19 protein-coding genes and 1 pseudogene are annotated in these 17196 nt (G+C 54.4%); 10 read left to right on the top strand and 10 right to left on the bottom strand.

The window, feature by feature from the left end; genetic code table 11:
* The first annotated feature begins 179 nt into the window (after positions 1 to 179).
* From rpmH to RHI63_RS13010, 5 genes and pseudogenes are all read left to right on the top strand, one after another.
* Positions 180 to 317 (top strand): 50S ribosomal protein L34, encoded by a 138-nt coding sequence (gene rpmH, locus RHI63_RS13030; RefSeq protein ID WP_099799755.1) that lies wholly within the window; start codon positions 180 to 182, stop codon positions 315 to 317.
* Positions 317 to 586: pseudogene (rnpA, locus tag RHI63_RS13025) on the top strand (ribonuclease P protein component); the annotation flags it as partial. The gene rpmH and the pseudogene rnpA, both read left to right, overlap by 1 nt.
* Positions 587 to 658: 72 nt before the next feature.
* Positions 659 to 1054: a PH domain-containing protein gene (locus tag RHI63_RS13020; protein WP_225901724.1), complete on the top strand. Its 396-nt coding sequence runs from the start codon at positions 659 to 661 to the stop codon at positions 1052 to 1054.
* Positions 1055 to 1101: 47 nt separating this feature from the next.
* Positions 1102 to 2307: a membrane protein insertase YidC gene (yidC, locus tag RHI63_RS13015; protein WP_310744652.1), complete on the top strand. Its 1206-nt coding sequence runs from the start codon at positions 1102 to 1104 to the stop codon at positions 2305 to 2307.
* An 8-nt stretch (positions 2308 to 2315) separates the two neighbouring features.
* The gene (locus RHI63_RS13010; RefSeq protein ID WP_310743162.1) at positions 2316 to 2852 is read left to right on the top strand and encodes a R3H domain-containing nucleic acid-binding protein; all 537 of its coding nucleotides are present in this window, start codon (positions 2316 to 2318) and stop codon (positions 2850 to 2852) included.
* Here the strand turns inward: RHI63_RS13010 and RHI63_RS13005 are convergent.
* Together RHI63_RS13005 and RHI63_RS13000 are read right to left on the bottom strand one after the other, a co-directional pair.
* Entirely contained in the window at positions 2799 to 3683 is an 885-nt protein-coding gene (locus RHI63_RS13005; RefSeq protein ID WP_310821676.1) for a glutaminase, read from the bottom strand. The genes RHI63_RS13010 and RHI63_RS13005 overlap by 54 nt on opposite strands.
* A gap of 14 nt (positions 3684 to 3697) precedes the next feature.
* Positions 3698 to 5686 carry an Rne/Rng family ribonuclease gene (locus RHI63_RS13000; RefSeq protein ID WP_310743160.1) on the bottom strand — a complete coding sequence of 663 codons (1989 nt, stop codon included), beginning with the start codon at positions 5684 to 5686 and terminating at the stop codon, positions 3698 to 3700.
* 532 nt (positions 5687 to 6218) lie between these two features.
* Between RHI63_RS13000 and hpnH the strand changes: the two genes are divergently transcribed.
* Complete coding sequence (hpnH, locus tag RHI63_RS12995; RefSeq protein ID WP_206200523.1) at positions 6219 to 7229, top strand: adenosyl-hopene transferase HpnH; 1011 nt, start codon at positions 6219 to 6221, stop codon at positions 7227 to 7229.
* Here the strand turns inward: hpnH and RHI63_RS12990 are convergent.
* The 4 genes from RHI63_RS12990 to rph all read right to left on the bottom strand — a co-directional run bounded on the left by RHI63_RS12990 (position 7226) and on the right by rph (position 11503).
* Positions 7226 to 8536 (bottom strand): ABC transporter substrate-binding protein, encoded by a 1311-nt coding sequence (locus RHI63_RS12990; RefSeq protein WP_310821675.1) that lies wholly within the window; start codon positions 8534 to 8536, stop codon positions 7226 to 7228. The two genes, hpnH and RHI63_RS12990, sit on opposite strands and share 4 nt — an antisense overlap.
* Positions 8469 to 9998, bottom strand: coding sequence for a YifB family Mg chelatase-like AAA ATPase (locus RHI63_RS12985; protein ID WP_310800302.1), 1530 nt, complete (start codon positions 9996 to 9998; stop codon positions 8469 to 8471). Before RHI63_RS12985 ends, RHI63_RS12990 begins: the two co-directional genes overlap by 68 nt.
* Positions 9999 to 10170: 172 nt before the next feature.
* Positions 10171 to 10782 (bottom strand): hypothetical protein, encoded by a 612-nt coding sequence (locus RHI63_RS12980; RefSeq protein ID WP_206200520.1) that lies wholly within the window; start codon positions 10780 to 10782, stop codon positions 10171 to 10173.
* Positions 10775 to 11503, bottom strand: coding sequence for a ribonuclease PH (rph, locus tag RHI63_RS12975; RefSeq protein ID WP_206200519.1), 729 nt, complete (start codon positions 11501 to 11503; stop codon positions 10775 to 10777). Before rph ends, RHI63_RS12980 begins: the two co-directional genes overlap by 8 nt.
* A 177-nt stretch (positions 11504 to 11680) precedes the next feature.
* Here rph and RHI63_RS12970 point away from each other — a divergent pair, with 177 nt between their 5' ends.
* The 3 genes from RHI63_RS12970 to RHI63_RS12960 are packed head-to-tail and all read left to right on the top strand — an operon-like array spanning position 11681 to position 13097.
* The gene (locus RHI63_RS12970) at positions 11681 to 12019 is read left to right on the top strand and encodes a P-II family nitrogen regulator (protein ID WP_206200518.1); all 339 of its coding nucleotides are present in this window, start codon (positions 11681 to 11683) and stop codon (positions 12017 to 12019) included.
* A 6-nt stretch (positions 12020 to 12025) separates the two neighbouring features.
* Positions 12026 to 12886: a shikimate dehydrogenase gene (locus RHI63_RS12965; protein WP_206200517.1), complete on the top strand. Its 861-nt coding sequence runs from the start codon at positions 12026 to 12028 to the stop codon at positions 12884 to 12886.
* A gap of 1 nt (position 12887) precedes the next feature.
* Positions 12888 to 13097, top strand: coding sequence for a hypothetical protein (locus tag RHI63_RS12960; protein WP_206200516.1), 210 nt, complete (start codon positions 12888 to 12890; stop codon positions 13095 to 13097).
* Here RHI63_RS12960 and RHI63_RS12955 read toward each other — a convergent pair.
* The 3 genes from RHI63_RS12955 to queG are packed head-to-tail and all read right to left on the bottom strand — an operon-like array spanning position 13063 to position 15753.
* Entirely contained in the window at positions 13063 to 13833 is a 771-nt protein-coding gene (locus RHI63_RS12955; protein ID WP_310743157.1) for a response regulator transcription factor, read from the bottom strand. The genes RHI63_RS12960 and RHI63_RS12955 overlap by 35 nt on opposite strands.
* A gap of 55 nt (positions 13834 to 13888) precedes the next feature.
* Positions 13889 to 14788, bottom strand: coding sequence for a vitamin K epoxide reductase family protein (locus tag RHI63_RS12950; protein WP_225901597.1), 900 nt, complete (start codon positions 14786 to 14788; stop codon positions 13889 to 13891).
* A 20-nt stretch (positions 14789 to 14808) separates the two neighbouring features.
* The gene (gene queG / locus RHI63_RS12945; protein ID WP_310743156.1) at positions 14809 to 15753 is read right to left on the bottom strand and encodes a tRNA epoxyqueuosine(34) reductase QueG; all 945 of its coding nucleotides are present in this window, start codon (positions 15751 to 15753) and stop codon (positions 14809 to 14811) included.
* A gap of 78 nt (positions 15754 to 15831) precedes the next feature.
* Between queG and purE the strand changes: the two genes are divergently transcribed.
* A complete protein-coding gene (gene purE, locus RHI63_RS12940) occupies positions 15832 to 16353 on the top strand; it encodes a 5-(carboxyamino)imidazole ribonucleotide mutase (protein ID WP_206200512.1) in 522 nt (173 codons plus the stop codon).
* Here the strand turns inward: purE and RHI63_RS12935 are convergent.
* The gene (locus tag RHI63_RS12935; RefSeq protein WP_206200511.1) at positions 16328 to 17035 is read right to left on the bottom strand and encodes a hypothetical protein; all 708 of its coding nucleotides are present in this window, start codon (positions 17033 to 17035) and stop codon (positions 16328 to 16330) included. The two genes, purE and RHI63_RS12935, sit on opposite strands and share 26 nt — an antisense overlap.
* Between the last annotated feature and the right edge of the window lie 161 nt (positions 17036 to 17196).

Raw genomic sequence — 17196 nt, 5'->3', positions numbered from 1 at the left:
GCAAACCTCGTCCGTAGGATGTGAGCAATGATAGGCAACACGACCAAGACGGCAATAGCCTTGCAGGGCTACCGCTGCCTCACGGGAAGTGATACGATTGTAGATCGCTCTAACGACTGACTAGGGCGTGCCCCTTGGGGCAGTGTTTTTTCTGATTAACCATCATAACTGCAACAGCCATGACGCAACGTACACTGGGCGGTACTGTCCGCAAACGTAAACGCACCTCTGGGTTTCGCGCGCGCATGCGCACCAAATCGGGTCAGAACGTCATTAAGGCACGGCGGCGTAAAGGACGGGCACGGCTTGCAGTCTAGTGCTCCCTCGTCAACATCGCCTGCGCGATCGCCATGATTTTGACCGCGTCTATCAACACAAAACCGCCCACCACGGCAAACTGGCCGTTCTTTGGCTGGCGCCCCAAGCCGTCAAGGCAGCACCCCGGCTGGGCATTGTGGTCAGCAAAAGGGTGAGTAAGCGAGCCGTCGATCGCAACCGTTTGAAACGGCAATGGCGACGGGTGATCCGCCCACTCTTACCGCAGATAGCCGCAGGGTGGGATATGATTGTGGTAGTGCGTCAGGCGGCACTGCAAGTGAGTGACGAGGACTGTCGCGCTGAATTGACGCAGTTAATAGCCAAAGCAGGGGTACTGACGATGCCAGGAATTTCCGAAGACGTTTTCTACGAAGGCGGTCCCCATTGGGGCGACTTGGTGATCAACTTACTGTTGGGGCTAACGGTGATTTGTCTGCCCCTTACCGTTGGTGCCATTGTCCGTGCCCTCTGGCTGCGCTACCGCATTACCAATCGGCGGATTACGGTGATAGGTGGCTGGATGGGGCGCGATCGCTCCGATGTCATTTATAGCGAAATCACCAAAGTCGTCACCGTTCCTCGCGGCTGGGGCGCCTACGGTGATATGGTCGTCACCCTCAAAGATGGTAGCCGCTTAGAAATGCGCGCTGTCCCCCGCTTCCGTGAAATTTATGACTATATTTCTGCCAAATTGAGTCCCGCTGCCAAAAGTGTCAGTGGCGCGATTGGTTCTTAAGACCTAAGATAGTTCTGTTAACTGTTCACCCCTAATTGCAGGATTCCATGGATTTTGGTATCGGTTTCCTCTCCAACAATGTCATGCTGCCAATCCTTGACTTTTTCTATGGGATTGTGCCCAGCTATGGCCTTGCGATTGTGGCGCTGACACTGGTGGTGCGCTTTGCCGTCTATCCCCTCAGTGCGGGATCCATTCGCAATATGCGGCGCATGAAAGTTGTGCAGCCGATCATGCAAAAACGGATGCAGGAAATCCAACAGAAATACAAGGATAATCCTGCCGAACAGCAAAAGGCAATGGCAGAGGTGTACAAGGAGTTTGGTAATCCCTTGGCGGGGTGTTTCCCCCTGCTGTTGCAGTTGCCGATTCTCTTTGCTCTCTTTGCCACGCTCCGCGGATCACCCTTTGCTGATGTGAATTACCAGCTCAACCTGCAAATTGTTCCCCCTGATCAAACTGTCTTAGCCCAGCCCTTTGCCACTAAGCCGCAAAATATCTACGTTGATGAGGGCATCCACTTCCCCATTCAGGCGGTGGTTCCCAGCGGTACCAAGATTCCAGTGGGTCAAACGGTGGATCTCCAATTCCAAACCAAGGAGGGGAAACCCTTTAGTGAACTGGCCGCCGCCTATCCCAATAGTCACCTGCAACCCAAGTGGCAAATTATTCGCGGTCAAGAGCGGGCAACCATTGACAGTGAGGGGCATCTGCAAGCCCTGCAACCCGGTGATGTAACGGTTCAGGGAACGATTCCGGGGATTGCGGCGGATAAAGGTTTCCTCTTTATCTCTGCCCTTGGCCATGTGGGTGCCATTGATCAAGGGGAACTCTTCATCACGCTGCCCGATGGCACACGCCAGTTTAATTGGGGCGCGATCCACTGGGATATCCTGATCATGATCCTTGGCTTTGGTGTCAGTCTCTACGTCAACCAGTTGCTCTCTGGCCAAGGCAGCAGCAATAACCCGCAGCAGCAAACTGTAAATCAATTGACGCCGATTATCTTCTCTGGGATGTTCCTCTTTTTCCCACTGCCGGCAGGGGTGCTACTCTATATGCTAATCGCCAACATCTTCCAGACGGTGCAAACCTTTATTCTCCAACAGGAGCCGTTGCCAGAGAACCTGCAAAAACTCGTGGAGGAGCAGGAACGGGCTGAAGCGATTAAAAATCGGGCTGCTCTTCCCTTTGAGGGCAAGGGGGTTAAAAGTGCCAAGGCCACTAAAGCCAAGCGTCATCCATCAAGTTGAGGGGAGGCATGACCGCTGATCCAATTGCTGCGGGGTGTGCGTGGCTGGAACAGGCGCTTGCTCTAGCAGGCTTTAAGACAACCGTTTCTGTGGTGGAGTCCCCTTTAGCAAGTGTGGTGCCTGGGTACTGGCTAGAGATCGATCGCCAGTCCCTGAGTGCTGCGCAAATTGAATCCCTGCTGGCCAACAATGCCCAAGCTCTCGATGCGTTGCAATATCTGCTCAATGCCACGTTGAATTTGGGGCGATCGCGGGAGGAGCAAACGGCTTTTACCTTGGAATTGGCGGGCTATCGCCGCGCCCGTTATCGCCAGTTGCAGGAGATTGCCCATCAGGTGGCTGCCCAAGTCCTCGACACCGGTAAACCCGTTGAAATTCGCTCCCTATCCGCAGCAGAGCGGCGTGTCGTTCACAGTCTCATCAAGGTAGAGAGCGATCGCCTTGAAACCTTTAGTTATGGAGAGGAACCGGATCGCCGCTTGGTGGTGCAGTTAGCCCAAGGGACTGAGGCCGAGGTGGCGGCTGATGCGCTGGAGCAGGTATAGACCCAAAATCGAGTTGCCACTGCGATCGAGGGGTGGACTGTAGCAGGCGATCGCCCCCTGTCGCGGCACAATGGCCAAAATCACACCACTCACACCCGATTTCACGGGCAAGCCAATTTCTAGGGCATAGCGGGGGGAGTCCTCGTAGAGGCCACAGGTGAGCATGAGCACATTCACCTGCTGACGATGGCGATCGCTCACCTTGTCATGGGGCAGTGCCAACAGGAGACCCAAGCGCGCCACTTCCTCAATCGTTCCTTGGAAACAGCACACCTGATTGTAGATCTCAAGGGCAACTCCGGCATCGGCAATGCGTCCAGACTCCACTAAACAGTGGGCAAGGGTGCGATTTTGCCAGTTGGGATGGCGATAAACGGCTGCTAACACCTCCTGATCCACCTGCAACTGCGTACCCGCACACTCATTGAGCCAAGTCTGAAAGACCGCAACACCGCCAACATGAGCCAATTGGCTAGCAAGGGCGATCGCTCCACTATTAATCATGGGATTGCGCGGCCACCCCTGATCAAGGGTTAACTGCAACACAGAGTTATAGGGGTAATCTGAGGGGCGCTGTCCCACCCACGTCCACACCTGCTCCTGCCACAGCGTCAAGGCATACAGCAGCAAGAAGGGCTTAATTGCGCTCATTAAGGGAAAGCGCAAATTGGAACGCCCAAGGGTAAACCGTTGCTTCGGTGTGACCACTGCAAAGGCAAAGACCTCAGACCCTACCCGCGGTAGCCGTTGAAGGGGTTCCCCCTGAGGAAGTTCTGCCGATGCAGCCTTGAGCCACTCTTGGATGAGGGCAGGGTCTAGATCCCCCAACATTGCTATTGCTGAGCCTAAGTATTGGCATCGAGGGAGAGCTGCTCGCTAGTGGTGACCCGTCGCCGCCGCCGCCGACCTGCGGGCACGGAGGCCTCTGGGGTGGATGCTTCCCCGCCGGATTCAGACTCGGTCGTGACTTCTGGCTCACTGGTATTGAGCAGCGCAGTGGCTGGAATCGGCTCGACATTAATCGTGCTAACCACAGGGGCGGGCGGCTCATCAGCAGTCTCTGGGATATCCTCAGGCATTCCCTCACTAACGGGTCGTGCAGTTTTCTGGGGCAGGGGTAGGGGGTCTTGGCCGGGGCGTGCCACCATCACAATCGTTCCCCGCGGATTCTTCACCTCCTCAGAGTGCAACACAAGGGGTGAAATTCCCATTTCCGCATAGACCGCCTGCTCTTGATCCGTCATTGTTACGGTAATCACTTCCGCTGGTTCAGAGCGGCTAGGACGGGCAGGGCGCGGCGGACGGCTCTCCACTTTGACCACTGGCGGCGGCGCCGTTTCTGTAGGCGTGGTAATCACCTTGCGGCCATTGCCATTTTCAGAGGCACGGCGAGGACTGCGGGGGGTTGGTGGATGACTACTGCGGGAAGCACGCGGGCGAATACCCCCTACCGCTTGATAGTCAGGGTGGTTAATGAGTTGGGTCTCTAGACTGCTACTGGCAAAGCCATTGGGTTCAGTGCGGGATTCTAAACTGCGGCGTGGCTCCGGTGGACGCGGCATGGGCGATCGCTCGACAATTTCGCCGGGGCTATCCTCCGGTTCACCGGGTAAATGCACCAAGTGACCCAGACCACCGCAGGCACTACAGGGACGGCCAAAAAGTTCATAGATATTTTGCCCTTGACGTTTGCGGGTCAGTTCCACTAGCCCCAGTTCTGAGAGTTGAGCAATTTGGGGGCGAGCTTTATCAGCACGCAGGGCTTTACTAAAGTGCTCCAGCAGTTGCAACTGGTCGCGGCGGGAATCCATGTCAATAAAATCCACAATGATCACGCCAGCAATATTGCGCAGTCGCAGTTGGCGAGCAATCTCCGTAGCCGCTTCGCAGTTTGTCCACAGCACTGTTTCCCGCGAGGTGGCTGAACTAGTGAATGAACCAGAGTTCACATCAATGACCGTCAGTGCCTCTGTTGGTTGAATGATGATATAGCCACCGGAGGGCAAATCCACACGGGGTTTCAGGGCTTCACGGATGGCAGCATTCACCCGAAAGTAATCCAAAATGGGAATGGGTTCTTGGTGATAGTCAATGAGAACCCCCACCGGCTTATTGACATTCCAGTTTTTCAGGTGCTGTTTGACCCGTTTGACCCCATCCGGAGTATCCACCACAATGCGGTTGACATCACTGCTATAGACATCCCGCAACACTTTTTGGATAAAGTCATCATCGCGCCCCAGAAGCTGGGGAGGACGGCTGGAGGCCGCCTGCTGTTGGATCGTTTCCCACTGCCGTTGCAGGAGTTCCAGATCCTCAAGTATGGCCTCTTCAGAGACACCCTCAGCCTCTGTACGCACCAGTAGCCCCATGCCAGCGGGTTTGACCAAAATGCCCAGGGCACGTAGCCGATGCCGTTCCGCCTCATTGGTAATCCGTCGCGATAGATTCACCCCCCGACCATAGGGCATCAGCACGAGATAGCGCCCAGGCAACGAAATATTTCCGGTCAGCCGTGGCCCCTTGGTGCCCGTGGGTTCCTTCATGACCTGAACCAGCACTTTTTGCTGCGGTGCGAGCAATTCCGTGATTGCCCCAGCCGTTCGCTTCAGGCGCAATGGGCCAAGGTCAGTGACATGGATAAAGCCATTACGGGAGGCATCCCCCAAGTTGACAAAGGCAGCATCAATGCCCGGTAGGACATTTTCAACCACCCCAAGGTAGATGTCCCCCACCTGATGGGTGCCCGTGGCCACGATTAATTCTTGAATTTGATCTTCGGCAAAGACCGCCGCTAGCCGATGTTCCTCGGCAATAATAATTTGCTTAGGCATTCATTATCCTTAGAATTTCTTAACAAAATAAACGTCAGCATGAATGGGCTAAAGGCATCTAGCACAGTGTTGAGCCACTCTTGCCCCTGTAAGGGACGCGTGCAAGTTTGGCTTTAAGATGGTTGGGAAAAGGGTTCCTGTAGAGGTGGGTTGGCATTGGAACGCGGAACGCAACTCTGGTGATACCTAAAAAGCTCTGCACGACTTGCAGAAGGAAAAGATGTCACCCCATGCCAGCCTTGATGAAAGTCTATGCTTAACCTTTGGTCTCTTAGGCTATGGAGGTTAAGCAAAAGGGATTTTTCTACAGTACCTCTAATGGTCTCTGATTATAGGTATCTCTGTCAAGATTGGCTAGGGGATTTTGCAAAAATTTTCACTGTCGCTGCCGCTAGCCTCTTGAGCACGAGCATAGTGTGCCACTTTGCAAACCTGATAGGACACTTTGGCGATCGCCCACAAAGCTGCTACAACTATAAACATCTATTAAGCGTCTTGGCTAGAAAATTAGCCACATTGAGGAGAATTGCCCATGGGAGTCCACATCAAGCAGGCAGTGGAAGTCGCGACCTATATCATCTCACAACGCCTACAGGGCAAAAAGCGCTTTCCCCTCACCTTGATGCTTGAGCCTCTCTTTCGCTGTAATCTCGCCTGTTCGGGCTGCGGTAAAATTCAGCATCCCCTTGAAGTCCTGCGCAAATATCTCACCCCAGAGGAATGCTTCCGCGCCGTTGAAGAATGTGGTGCACCGATTGTTGCCATTCCCGGTGGGGAACCCCTGCTGCACCCGCAAATTGATGAAATTGTCAGTGGCTTGGTGGCACGGCGGAAGTTTGTTTATCTGTGCACCAACGGTATTCTCCTAGAGGAAAATCTCCATAAATTCAAGCCCTCCCCCTACTTTAGCTTCAGCGTTCACCTCGATGGTCTGCGGGAGTGGCACGACAAATGCGTGGATCGCAAAGGGGTCTTTGATATTGCGGTGAAAGCGATTAAAGCGGCTAAAGCCAAGGGCTTCCGTGTCACCACCAATACGACAATTTTTGAAGGGGTGGATCCTAAGGAAATGCAGGAGTTCTTTGACTTTGTCAGTTCCCTAGGGGTGGATGGCATGATGATCTCGCCGGGCTATGCCTATGAGTGGGCACCGGATCAGGAGCACTTCCTCAAACGGGAGCAAACCCGTGCCCTCTTCCGCGAAATTCTCGCTCCTTACCGCGCGGGTCAGAAGAAATGGAACTTTAACCACAATCCCCTCTTCCTTGATTTCCTGGTCGGTGAAAAGGACTATGAGTGTACCCCTTGGGGAATGCCCAGCTATAGCGTCTTGGGTTGGCAAAAACCCTGCTATCTCCTCAATGAGGGGCATTACAAAACTTGGAAGGAACTGATTGAAAATACCGATTGGGAGAAGTATGGCCACAAAAGTGGCAATCCCAAGTGCCGTGACTGCATGGTGCACTGTGGTTATGAGGCCACCGCTGCCATGGATGCCTTTAACCCAGCCAATATGGTCAAGGCGGCGGGTAGTCTCTTTTAACGCGGGCGCATCAGTTGCCAACGTTGCTCTGCGGTTTCCACTGCGGTTTTCGGGGTTGATTTGCCAAGGAGAACGCTTTCGATCGCTCGTCCAAGGGTTTGGGAAAAGCGGGTATAACCACGGAAGTTGGGACGTGCCTGAGCAGCGGCCATCTGATCTAGAAAAACACGAAGCGCAGGTTGCTGTGCTACAAAGGCCTGATAGCGATCGTTGGTACGCACCCGTTCATTCACGGGCAAATACCCTGTGCCCAAAGCCCACTCCGTCTGAAATTCTTCACTGAGAACGTAGTCCAAAAAGGCTAGAGCAGCCTCTTCCCGTTGCGGTGTTGAGCGAAAGACAAAGAGATTTTCGCCCCCCAGTGCAGTTGCGGCGGTTTTGAGGGCGGGCATGGGTAGAACGCCAAAATCCACCCCCGACTGTTGGAGTTGCGCCAACGTCCAAGGCCCTGTAATTTGCATCGCCACCTCGCCACGAATCAATTGATCCAGTTCATAACCACGTTCCGGAGCAGAGAGTGTCGCTAAGCCTTCTTGTCGCAGGCGTTGCCAAAACTCAAGAGCCGCGATCGCCGGGGGTGTCTCAATGTGGGCGCTTTCTGGTGTGTCTCCGAGACTGCCACCCGCACTCCAAAAGAAGGGCAACCAAGTAAAGACGGCAAATTCCCCTTGGCCAAGGGCAAGGAGTAGTGGGGTGATGCCCTGTGCCTTTAGGGTTTGGCTGACCTGCTCTAATTCCTGCCATGTGCTGGGCAGTGTTTTCACGCCAGCGGCAGCCAATAAACTGGGACGATAAAAAATTCCAAGGTTGTTGGTGGCAAAGGGAATAGACCAGTAATGGTTGCCGTAGCGCATTGTTGGTATCAGGGCAGGACTAACTTGATCGCGGTAGGGGGAAGCTTGCCACCAGTCATCAAGGGGACGCAGGGCACCCAGATCAACAAACTGCCCCGTGATCGTGGGGTTATACCAGAGCAGATCTGGGGCGGCATTGCCCACCACTGCGGCCAGAATTTTCGGTAACTGCTGGTCGGGTTGGCCAACGTAGAGAGCTTGGACATGAATCTGGGGATGGCGGGCGTTGAAGCGATCCACAAGACGCTGGAGGATCACGCGGTTGGGGGGTGGGTTGACCCCATGCCAAAACACGAGTTCAATGGGCTTCGTAGATTGGGTTGCCGTTGTACAGCCGATGAGCAGTAGAGCTAAGCAACCCAGCAGCAGCGCAAACCAGCCGCGTCTATTGCAGGCGATCGAGCATGCGGTATTGAATCGCTTCGGCCACGTGAGCAGCGGCAATCGTTTCACAGTCGGCCAGATCAGCAATGGTACGGGCTACTTTTAGGATACGGTCTGTGGCGCGTGCCGAGAGACCCAGTTGGGCGATCGCCCTTTCTAGGAGCTTGGTGGAAGGCTCATCCAAACGACACCACTGGCGCAGATGGCGACTTTGCATTTGGGCGTTGCAGTGGAGAGTGGGTTCTTGAGCAAATCGCTGTTGGGCGCGTTGGCGTGCCGCCAAGACCCGCTGCCGTACCGTGGCTGAATCTTCCCCTAGGGTTTGGCGGGTCATTTCCTCGGGCTTGAGGCGGCTGACACTCACTTGCAGATCAATGCGATCCAGCAGGGGGCCAGAGAGCTTTGCCCAATACTGTTCTCGCTGGCGCGGCGAGCAGGTACAGGGTTGCACTGGATCGCCATAGTAGCCACAGGGGCAGGGATTGGTGCTGGCCACGAGGGTAAATTGCGCCGGGAACACCACGGATTGGCGGGTGCGGGCAATGGTGACTTGGCCATCTTCAAGGGGCTGCCGCAAAAACTCCAACACATCCCGCTTGAATTCCGTTAATTCATCAAGAAAGAGCACCCCCCGATGGGCAAGGGAGATTTCCCCCGGACGCGGATAACTGCCACCGCCCACAAGGGCAGGGCCAGAGGCAGAATGGTGCGGACTCCGAAAAGGGGGTTCTTGGAGCAATTGGCCGCGTTCTTTGAGCAGTCCAGCCACGGAGTGAATTTTGGTGACTTCAAGGGCTTCCTCAAAGGTCAAGGGCGGCAAGATGGTGGGTAACCGCCGTGCCAACATTGTTTTGCCACTGCCCGGTGGCCCGACAAAGATGAGATTGTGCCCACCCGCAGCCGCAATTTCGAGGGCACGCCGCGCTTGATACTGCCCCTTCACGTCCTTAAGGTCAAGACCAGAGCGGGCAGAGGGTGGAGCATGCAAACTTAGGGAATTGGCTGCTGGCGATCGCGAGTTGGGGTCATTCAAAAAGGCTGCGACTTCGGCGAGGGTGTGGCAACCATAGACCTTTAGCCCCTGCACCACCGCTGCTTCAGTGACATTGGCCATGGGCACCACGAGACCGGTCATGCCTTGGGCTTGCGCCGCAATGGCGATCGCCAGTACCCCTGCCACGGGTTGCAAGGTGCCATCGAGGGACACTTCGCCGAGAAAGAGATGATCGCCGAGTAAATCCGTTGCAACCTGTCCTGAAGCGGCTAGGATGCCAATGCTAATCGGGAGATCAAAGCTGGGGCCTTCCTTACGTAAATCGGCGGGGGTGAGATTAACGACAATGCGCCGCATTGGGAAGCTAAAACCGGCATTGCGAATCGCCGCCTTAACGCGCTCCCGTGCCTCTTGCACACCCGCATCGGGCAGACCCACCACCACAATCCCCGGTAAGCCGCCAGAAACATCTACTTCGACGCCGACGGGAATCGCGTCAATTCCTAGAACGGCAGCACTCCAAACCCGTGCCAGCATAGCCTACTCATCAGAAAGAGCACCGACGACTGGCCGTGTTTCGTCTCGGTGCCCTTAACTGGTTCGCTCCTCACACACTTAATGACCTTAGCAGATGTATCCCTAATTTGTCACCATTGCATAGGATTTTTCATGAAGTTTATTTGCAAAACCCCAATTTCTGTGTCCAGTCTTAGCGCAAAGTGCCTAAGGTATGCCGCCAAGCCAACTCTTTGTTGATAATTTCGAGCGATCGCCGTTCAGTTCCACTGAACAGTGGCGTAATGGTTTCCAGAATTTGCCCCAACAAGGGTGCGGCATAGTTCCCCGTTGAGCGTAACAAATGGGCATAGTAGCGAAACTGGGCTTGACCTTGGGCACTGCGATGAAAGGCCAACACCTCAGCAGTGGTCAATTGCCACACGGGCGTATTCACAGGCACCACAAGGGTGGGCATCCCCTGCTGGCCATAGAGGCGATCCTCAGTAGTCACCAAATGACCAATGAGGGCAATCCACAGCAGTGTACGGGTTTCACTGACCAAATCGGGACTGAGAAAGGTGTCGGCATTGGTGGTGAGGCGCGGGCTGATCTGATGGAACTGGGGATTCAACAGTTGAGAGTTGTAAATGACCCCGACTGCCCAGTGGCGCTGCTCATCCTCGAGCTTGACAAAGCGACCAAAGCCATAGTCTTCTGGGGCGGGGGGGTGGGGCACATCCAAGCGATCCACCAGTTGCGCCACATAATCGCAGTGGGAGTTGGACTTGACGATGTGTCCGAGGTAAATGGCCTGCTCACTCATGGCTTGCCGCTAGGACCTGCTGTTGAATCTCAATGAGTTCTTGAATCCCTTGGCTGGCGACATCGAGAAGGCGATCGAGGGTTGGCCGATCAAAGGAACCGATCTCTGCTGTACCTTGAACCTCAATGAACTGACCATTGGCCGTCATCACGACATTGAAATCGACACTGGCTGCCACATCCTCAGCGTAGCTCAAATCCAAATAGGGGTCGCCATCAATCAGCCCCACAGAGACTGCCGCCACCTGATGACATAGGGGAGATTCGCTAAGTACCCCTTCCTGAAGTAAGGTACTCAGGGCATCCACAAGGGCAATGTAGCCCCCTGTAATCGCCAGCGATCGCGTGCCGGCATCGGCTTGGAGCACATCCGCATCCACAATGAGCGTGCGCTCCCCCAGTAAGGATAAGTCCAAAGCAGAGCGTAAGCTACGACCAATCAGGCGTTGAATTTCTTGGGTGCGCCCAGAGAGTTTGAGAAATTCTCGCTCTTGCCGTGGCCGCGTTGCACTGGGTAGCATGCGGTACTCTGCGGTGAGCCAGCCTTGGCCTGTGCCTTCTAAAAACTTGGGTACGCCTTCCTTGAGACTAACAGTGCACAACACTTGAGTTTGCCCCGCTTGGGCGAGCACTGAACCTAAGGCAAATTGGGTGAAATGCCGCTGAAACTGGTGCGATCGCAATTCCTGTGGTTGACGGCCATCGGGTCGCTGCCACCCCATGCTTGACTCCCTCTCAATTACCTTCCCTATTAGAGCTTATTTTCTGGAGCCAGCGCGAGACCTTGCCATTGGGCGATCGCCCGAGGATTGGAGATAATGTAGTTATTGCTACACGCTATACTCTTTTGCCAATGCTAAATAAAGATTAGCCCGTTGCCATAAAGAAGGAGTTTGACATTGAAAAAGGTAGAAGCCATTATTCGTCCCTTCAAACTGGATGAAGTCAAGATCGCCCTTGTCAATGCGGGCATTGTCGGCATGACCGTCTCCGAAGTACGCGGCTTTGGGCGGCAAAAGGGGCAAACCGAGCGCTACCGCGGCTCCGAATACACAGTAGAATTTTTACAAAAGTTAAAAATTGAGATTGTCGTTGAAGACAGTCAAGTGGATATGGTCGTGGCGAAAATTATTGAGGCTGCCCGCACGGGGGAAATTGGCGACGGCAAAATTTTTGTGACGCCCGTTGAGCAGGTCATTCGCATCCGCACCAGCGAAAAAGATCACGAGGCGGTTTAGGAGCGGATGCCGAAGATCTCTGGCCACACCCAGCTTCTGGGGGTGATTGGCGACCCGATTGCCCACACCCTCTCACCGGCAATGCACAATGCCGCGTTGGAGCATTTGGGTCTGGACTATGTCTATGTGCCCTTTTGGGTGAAGCCGCAGCAGTTGGGGGTGGCGATCGCTGGCCTCGATGCCCTGAATGTCGTTGGCTTTAATGTCACCCTTCCCCACAAAGAAACCATCCTTCCCTATTTGGCGGATGTCAGCGACCTCGCACAGCAGGTGGGGGCAGTCAACACCGTCTATCGCAGTGAAAAGGGATGGGTGGGTACCAATACCGATGTGCATGGCTTCTTGGCACCACTGCGGCAACAGTCCTACCCGTGGTCGGAGATTGCTGTTTTAGTCTTGGGCTATGGGGGTGCCGCGCGAGCCGTGGTCACTGCCTGTTATGACTTGGGCTGTCGGCAGATCTATATCAGTGGTCGCCAAGGGGAACGGCTAGAGGCCTTTGTTGCCAGTTGGCCACAGATCACGCTCCATCCCCTTTTATGGTCAGAGCGGGTCAGTTGTTTGGAGAAAGTCAGCCTTGTGGTCAATACCACCCCCATTGGCATGAGTCCCCATACTGGCACCACCCCCCTCACAGCCGAGGACTTGGCACGATTGCCCACCACCGCCATTGTCTATGACCTCATCTACAAACCTCGCCCCACCCTTCTTTTGCAATTAGCGATGGCACGGGGACTGCAAACCTTCGACGGCCTTGCCATGCTTCTCCATCAGGGAGCCGCAGCCTTGGAGTACTGGATTGGCCAACCCGCCCCCACTGCCATCATGGCCACTGCCCTTGAAAGTGCCCTAGGGATGGAGAAATAACATGACACCTTGGCTGTCAGAACTAAGGTGGTTATCGGCGGTTTTGCTGGTGTCGCTCTTCATGGCCCTAGGCATTAAATTTATTGCCCCCCTCTATCCCTTGCCGCCAAATTTGGGGCTAATTACTTTACTGCTCCTTTTACCGGCAGCTTTGATGGGGATTGTTTTACTGAGTCTCAACCAAAACGATAACCAAAACCGCGCACCGTAAGAATGTATTGGGGATGACTGGGATCGGTTTCAATTTTCTCCCGCAGCCAGCGGATGTGGACATCAACCGTTTTGCTATCGCCAATAAAGTCATGCCCCCACACTTGATCGAGTAACTGCTCCCGTGGCCAAACGCGGCGAGGGTGACGCATAAACAGTTCAAGCAGTTTATATTCTTTGGGGGAGAGATTGATCTCCTTGCCCCGCAGGGTTACGCGGCATTCTTGGGAATAGAGGCAGAGATCGCGAAAGCGCAGCACCGTTGGCACTGTAGCCTGTTGAATTTGCGTCCGCCGCAATAGGGCACGACAGCGCGCCAGCATCTCCCGCATGCCAAAGGGCTTGGCCAAGTAGTCATCGGCACCAATTTCAAGGCCAACCACTCGATCAATTTCACTGCCTTTGGCACTGATCATGAGAATGGGAACTGTACAGCCTTCACGGCGAATTAAGCGGCATAGGTCTAATCCATTGATGCCCGGCAGCATGACATCTAGGATGATCAAATGCACCTCTGCCTTTTCAGGATTAGGATCCATCAAGAGATAGGTATTAATGAGATTGAGAGCCTCATAACCATCACTGGCCACAAGGGTATGGTAGCCTTCCTCCTGCAAAGCAAGGACAAGGGTTTCCCGAATCAGGTCTTCATCTTCAACCACTAAGATGTTGGCAAGGGCAGGTGGTGTGGCAAAAGGAGCCTTGGCGGGTTCGGCGGCTGTATCAATAGAAAGCATAAAAAACCTGCGTAGTGCCCGGTTGGCTTCATTCTATCACTGCGGTTCCTTGCCCCTATTGGTTCTTGAAGTTCATCGGGCCTGTGTATTGACTCAGCCGACTGAGTTCACTGAGCGATCGCGTGCCGGAGTAAAGCTGATCGTTGATTTCCCATGTGGGATAGCCCTGAATTCCCTTGGCACGGCAGCGTTCCACTTGGGGATTGGCACCATTGGGGTCACATTCAACATAGTTGAGTTCCCGTACTGCCTGCTTACCAAAGAGTTCCTTTTGATCGTGGCAGTGGCTACACCAATAGGCACCATACATAACCGCTCCCACTTGGGTGAGATGGCGAGCAAGGGCCATTTCCGCCGCACCTGAGGTATTGACGATGGGGATGCCAGGACCCTCAGGGTTGGCCATGCGGGCATTATAGATGCCAAAGACGGCCACCAGCGTAATCACAGCAGTAATCACGCCATTGAAAAAGAGTTGGCCGCGATCGCTCCATTCACGACCAATAATCGTCAAGATTAAAAATGTAAAGCTAAAGACGGCTGAGGCAATGCAATAGGGACAAGTGGCCTTAATCTCTGTAACCAAGATATACATGAGGTAACTGCTGAAGCTGGCCATGGCCGTTGCCCCCAGAAAGAGCAAAAGCCAAGTGGTGTTTTCAGCATTGCGGCGGAGTTCTTTTTGCTGCGGCTGGTTCAACAACAGGGGCAGGGCCGCCAACGACAGCATCCCCGTGTAGGCGACAAAGCCAATGAGGGAGAGGGGAATACCAAACACGGTTGCCCAAGGACTATTGAGGACAATGTCACAGCCATCGGTGGGACAAGTGACCTCTTGATTGGTCAGCTTGGCGATCGTCAGGTAGGCGGTCACCACCATGCCAGCGAGGGCAACCCCGCCAATCAACCACCGTGACCAACGATGAATCCAAGGGGTGGAGCGTCGTCGAACCATAGGTGAGCCTCCGCATTGAATCATTTTTCATCATACCGATTGGCAGACAGCACCGCTTGGGCATTGCGGCGCCATTGGGCGGGTTTAATTCGCCGTAGGGCAGAACCACGGGTGAGTTCATCCCATGCTGCATCGCTGAGGGTGGCGAGTTCCTCTGGAGAAGTCTTCAAGAGGGGCGATCGCGGGGCAAAGTCGGCCACATCCGTGGGTTGAGCAAAGCGTTGATTCCAAGGACACACTTCCTGGCAAATGTCACAGCCGGCAACCCAGCCTTCTAAATGAGCAGCAATGGCGGGGGGAATTTCCGGGGCACGGCTTTCGATCGTGTGGTAGGCAATGCAGCGGTTGGCATCCACCACATAGGGTTCAACAATGGCGCCGGTGGGACAGGCGGCCAAGCAACGGGTACAGGTGCCGCAGTGATTAGTGTGGGGGCGATCGCCCGTCAACTCCAACGTGGTGATTAACTCTCCCAAGAAAATCCACGAGCCATACTGCCGCGAAATCACATTACTGTGCTTGCCAATCCAGCCAATTCCCGCCTGCTCCGCCCACACTTTGTCCTGTACCGGGCCTGTATCCACATACCAACGGTAGTCCATTTCAGGTACCTGAGCCTGCAGCCATTGCCCTAGGGCTTGCAAGCGTTTTCCCAAAACCCGATGGTAATCCCGCCCCCACGCATAGCGGGCAATTTTCACCTTAGGGGGTGGCTCTGGATCAGGCTGATAGTAATTGAGGGCAACGGAAATCACCGATCGCGCTCCCGTCAGGACGGCTTGAATCTCCTGTCGCCGCGGGTTGGCCATCCACGCCATCTCCCCTTGGAAGCCTTGGGCTAACCAGCGTTGTAGGGCAGCCACCCCAGAAGGATGGTCATGGGTATAGGCGCGCAAATCCACAATCCCCACCCGATGGAACCCCAACTGATGGGCAAATTGCTTAATCGCAGCAGCAGTAATCATAGAGAAATAATATCTCGCTCCTGTGAAAAGGGCTGTAGGATGAGGTTGCACCGTTTGCTGAGGGAGTAGGAAAGAGGAATGTCAGAGATGCCGCTGGTTGCCATTGTCATGGGCAGTGATTCGGATTTGCCGACCCTGCAGGGGGCGATCGCCATCTGTGAACGCTTTGGCATTCCCCATGAAGTGGCGATTCTCTCGGCTCACCGCACGCCTCTTGCCATGGTCGAGTTTGCCCAAAATGCCCATCAGCGGGGTCTGAAAGTCATTATTGCGGGTGCCGGTGGCGCTGCCCACTTGCCCGGCATGATTGCTGCCTTAACTCCCCTACCCGTGATTGGCGTACCCGTACCGAGCCGACACTTACAGGGGCTGGACTCCCTCTACTCCATTGTGCAGATGCCGGCTGGGATTCCCGTGGCGACGGTTGCCATTGGCAATGCCCAAAATGCAGGCCTATTGGCCGTCCAACTATTGGCCAGTCATGATCCAAAGCTGCTGGAGCAAGTGATGGCCTATCGTCAAGAGTTGGCCGCGACGGTGACCGCCAAGAATCAAAAACTGCAAACCCTAGGGGCTAGCGCTTATCTGCAACAGCAGTAATCTCTGATTCAGGTTCTAGGGACGAACCCGAGAGTCTTGCCTTTTGCAGATCCTGTCGAAAGAGGGGGAGAATACGGCGACATTGATCCACAAAACTCACTAACCATGTTTCCAACTGCTGCTGTTGAGTTGGGTTCACAAGAGTCTTCCCAGTTCCTAACGACCCGTGGTAGGTGATGTAGCCATCATCGGTAACAACAAAATCAGCAAACCAACTACTAGAAGGGCGGCAGGCTCGCCAGTAATTCGCGACGATGACTTTGCCAAGGTATTTTTGGGCTAATTCACTGACGCGGTTCAAGTGATCGAGGGCTTGAGCCACCGTTAAAGACGGCTGCTCTTTGACAGGGATGACTGGCTCCCTAGGCGCAGCTTGAGGACTCTCAGAGGGGCAGTCCATACCCAAAATCCGCCATAGTTTTTCCTCAAGGCTTTTGAATTGCATCTGTCGGTGAGGCTCCTCATTCCCCTCGTTGCTGAGGGAGCGGTGGAGGCGCACAATCATCTCTACAGCTGCTAATTCTGAGGGGGCAAGGGATTCTAGGCGATTTAGAATATCGTTCTCGCGATTGCCCACAGGGCACGCTTCGCGATCGCCCGCTGCTTTCTCTAAACTTTGACCGGCGAGGGCAAAAATATCGCTTCCTTGATTGAGTAAACGCAGAATGTAGTGCCGTGTCATTGGTGTGAGTGAGACCCCCACGATACGCTTCCCCCTTGCTGATTAAAGTCCTTAATTTTTATGTTAAAGGAGATCAAAATTGAACAATCCCTAGCTGTAAAACTTGAGAGGGTTTAGGAACGTCTTTACGATCAGGATTCGCGCGATAGGCATGAAATTGA

The sequence above is a fragment of the Thermosynechococcus sp. GLH187 genome (assembly GCF_031583395.1).
GTDB lineage: Bacteria > Cyanobacteriota > Cyanobacteriia > Thermosynechococcales > Thermosynechococcaceae > Thermosynechococcus.
The sequence above is the reverse complement of the archived record's forward strand: the minus strand, read 5'-3'. Positions and strand labels throughout refer to the sequence as shown.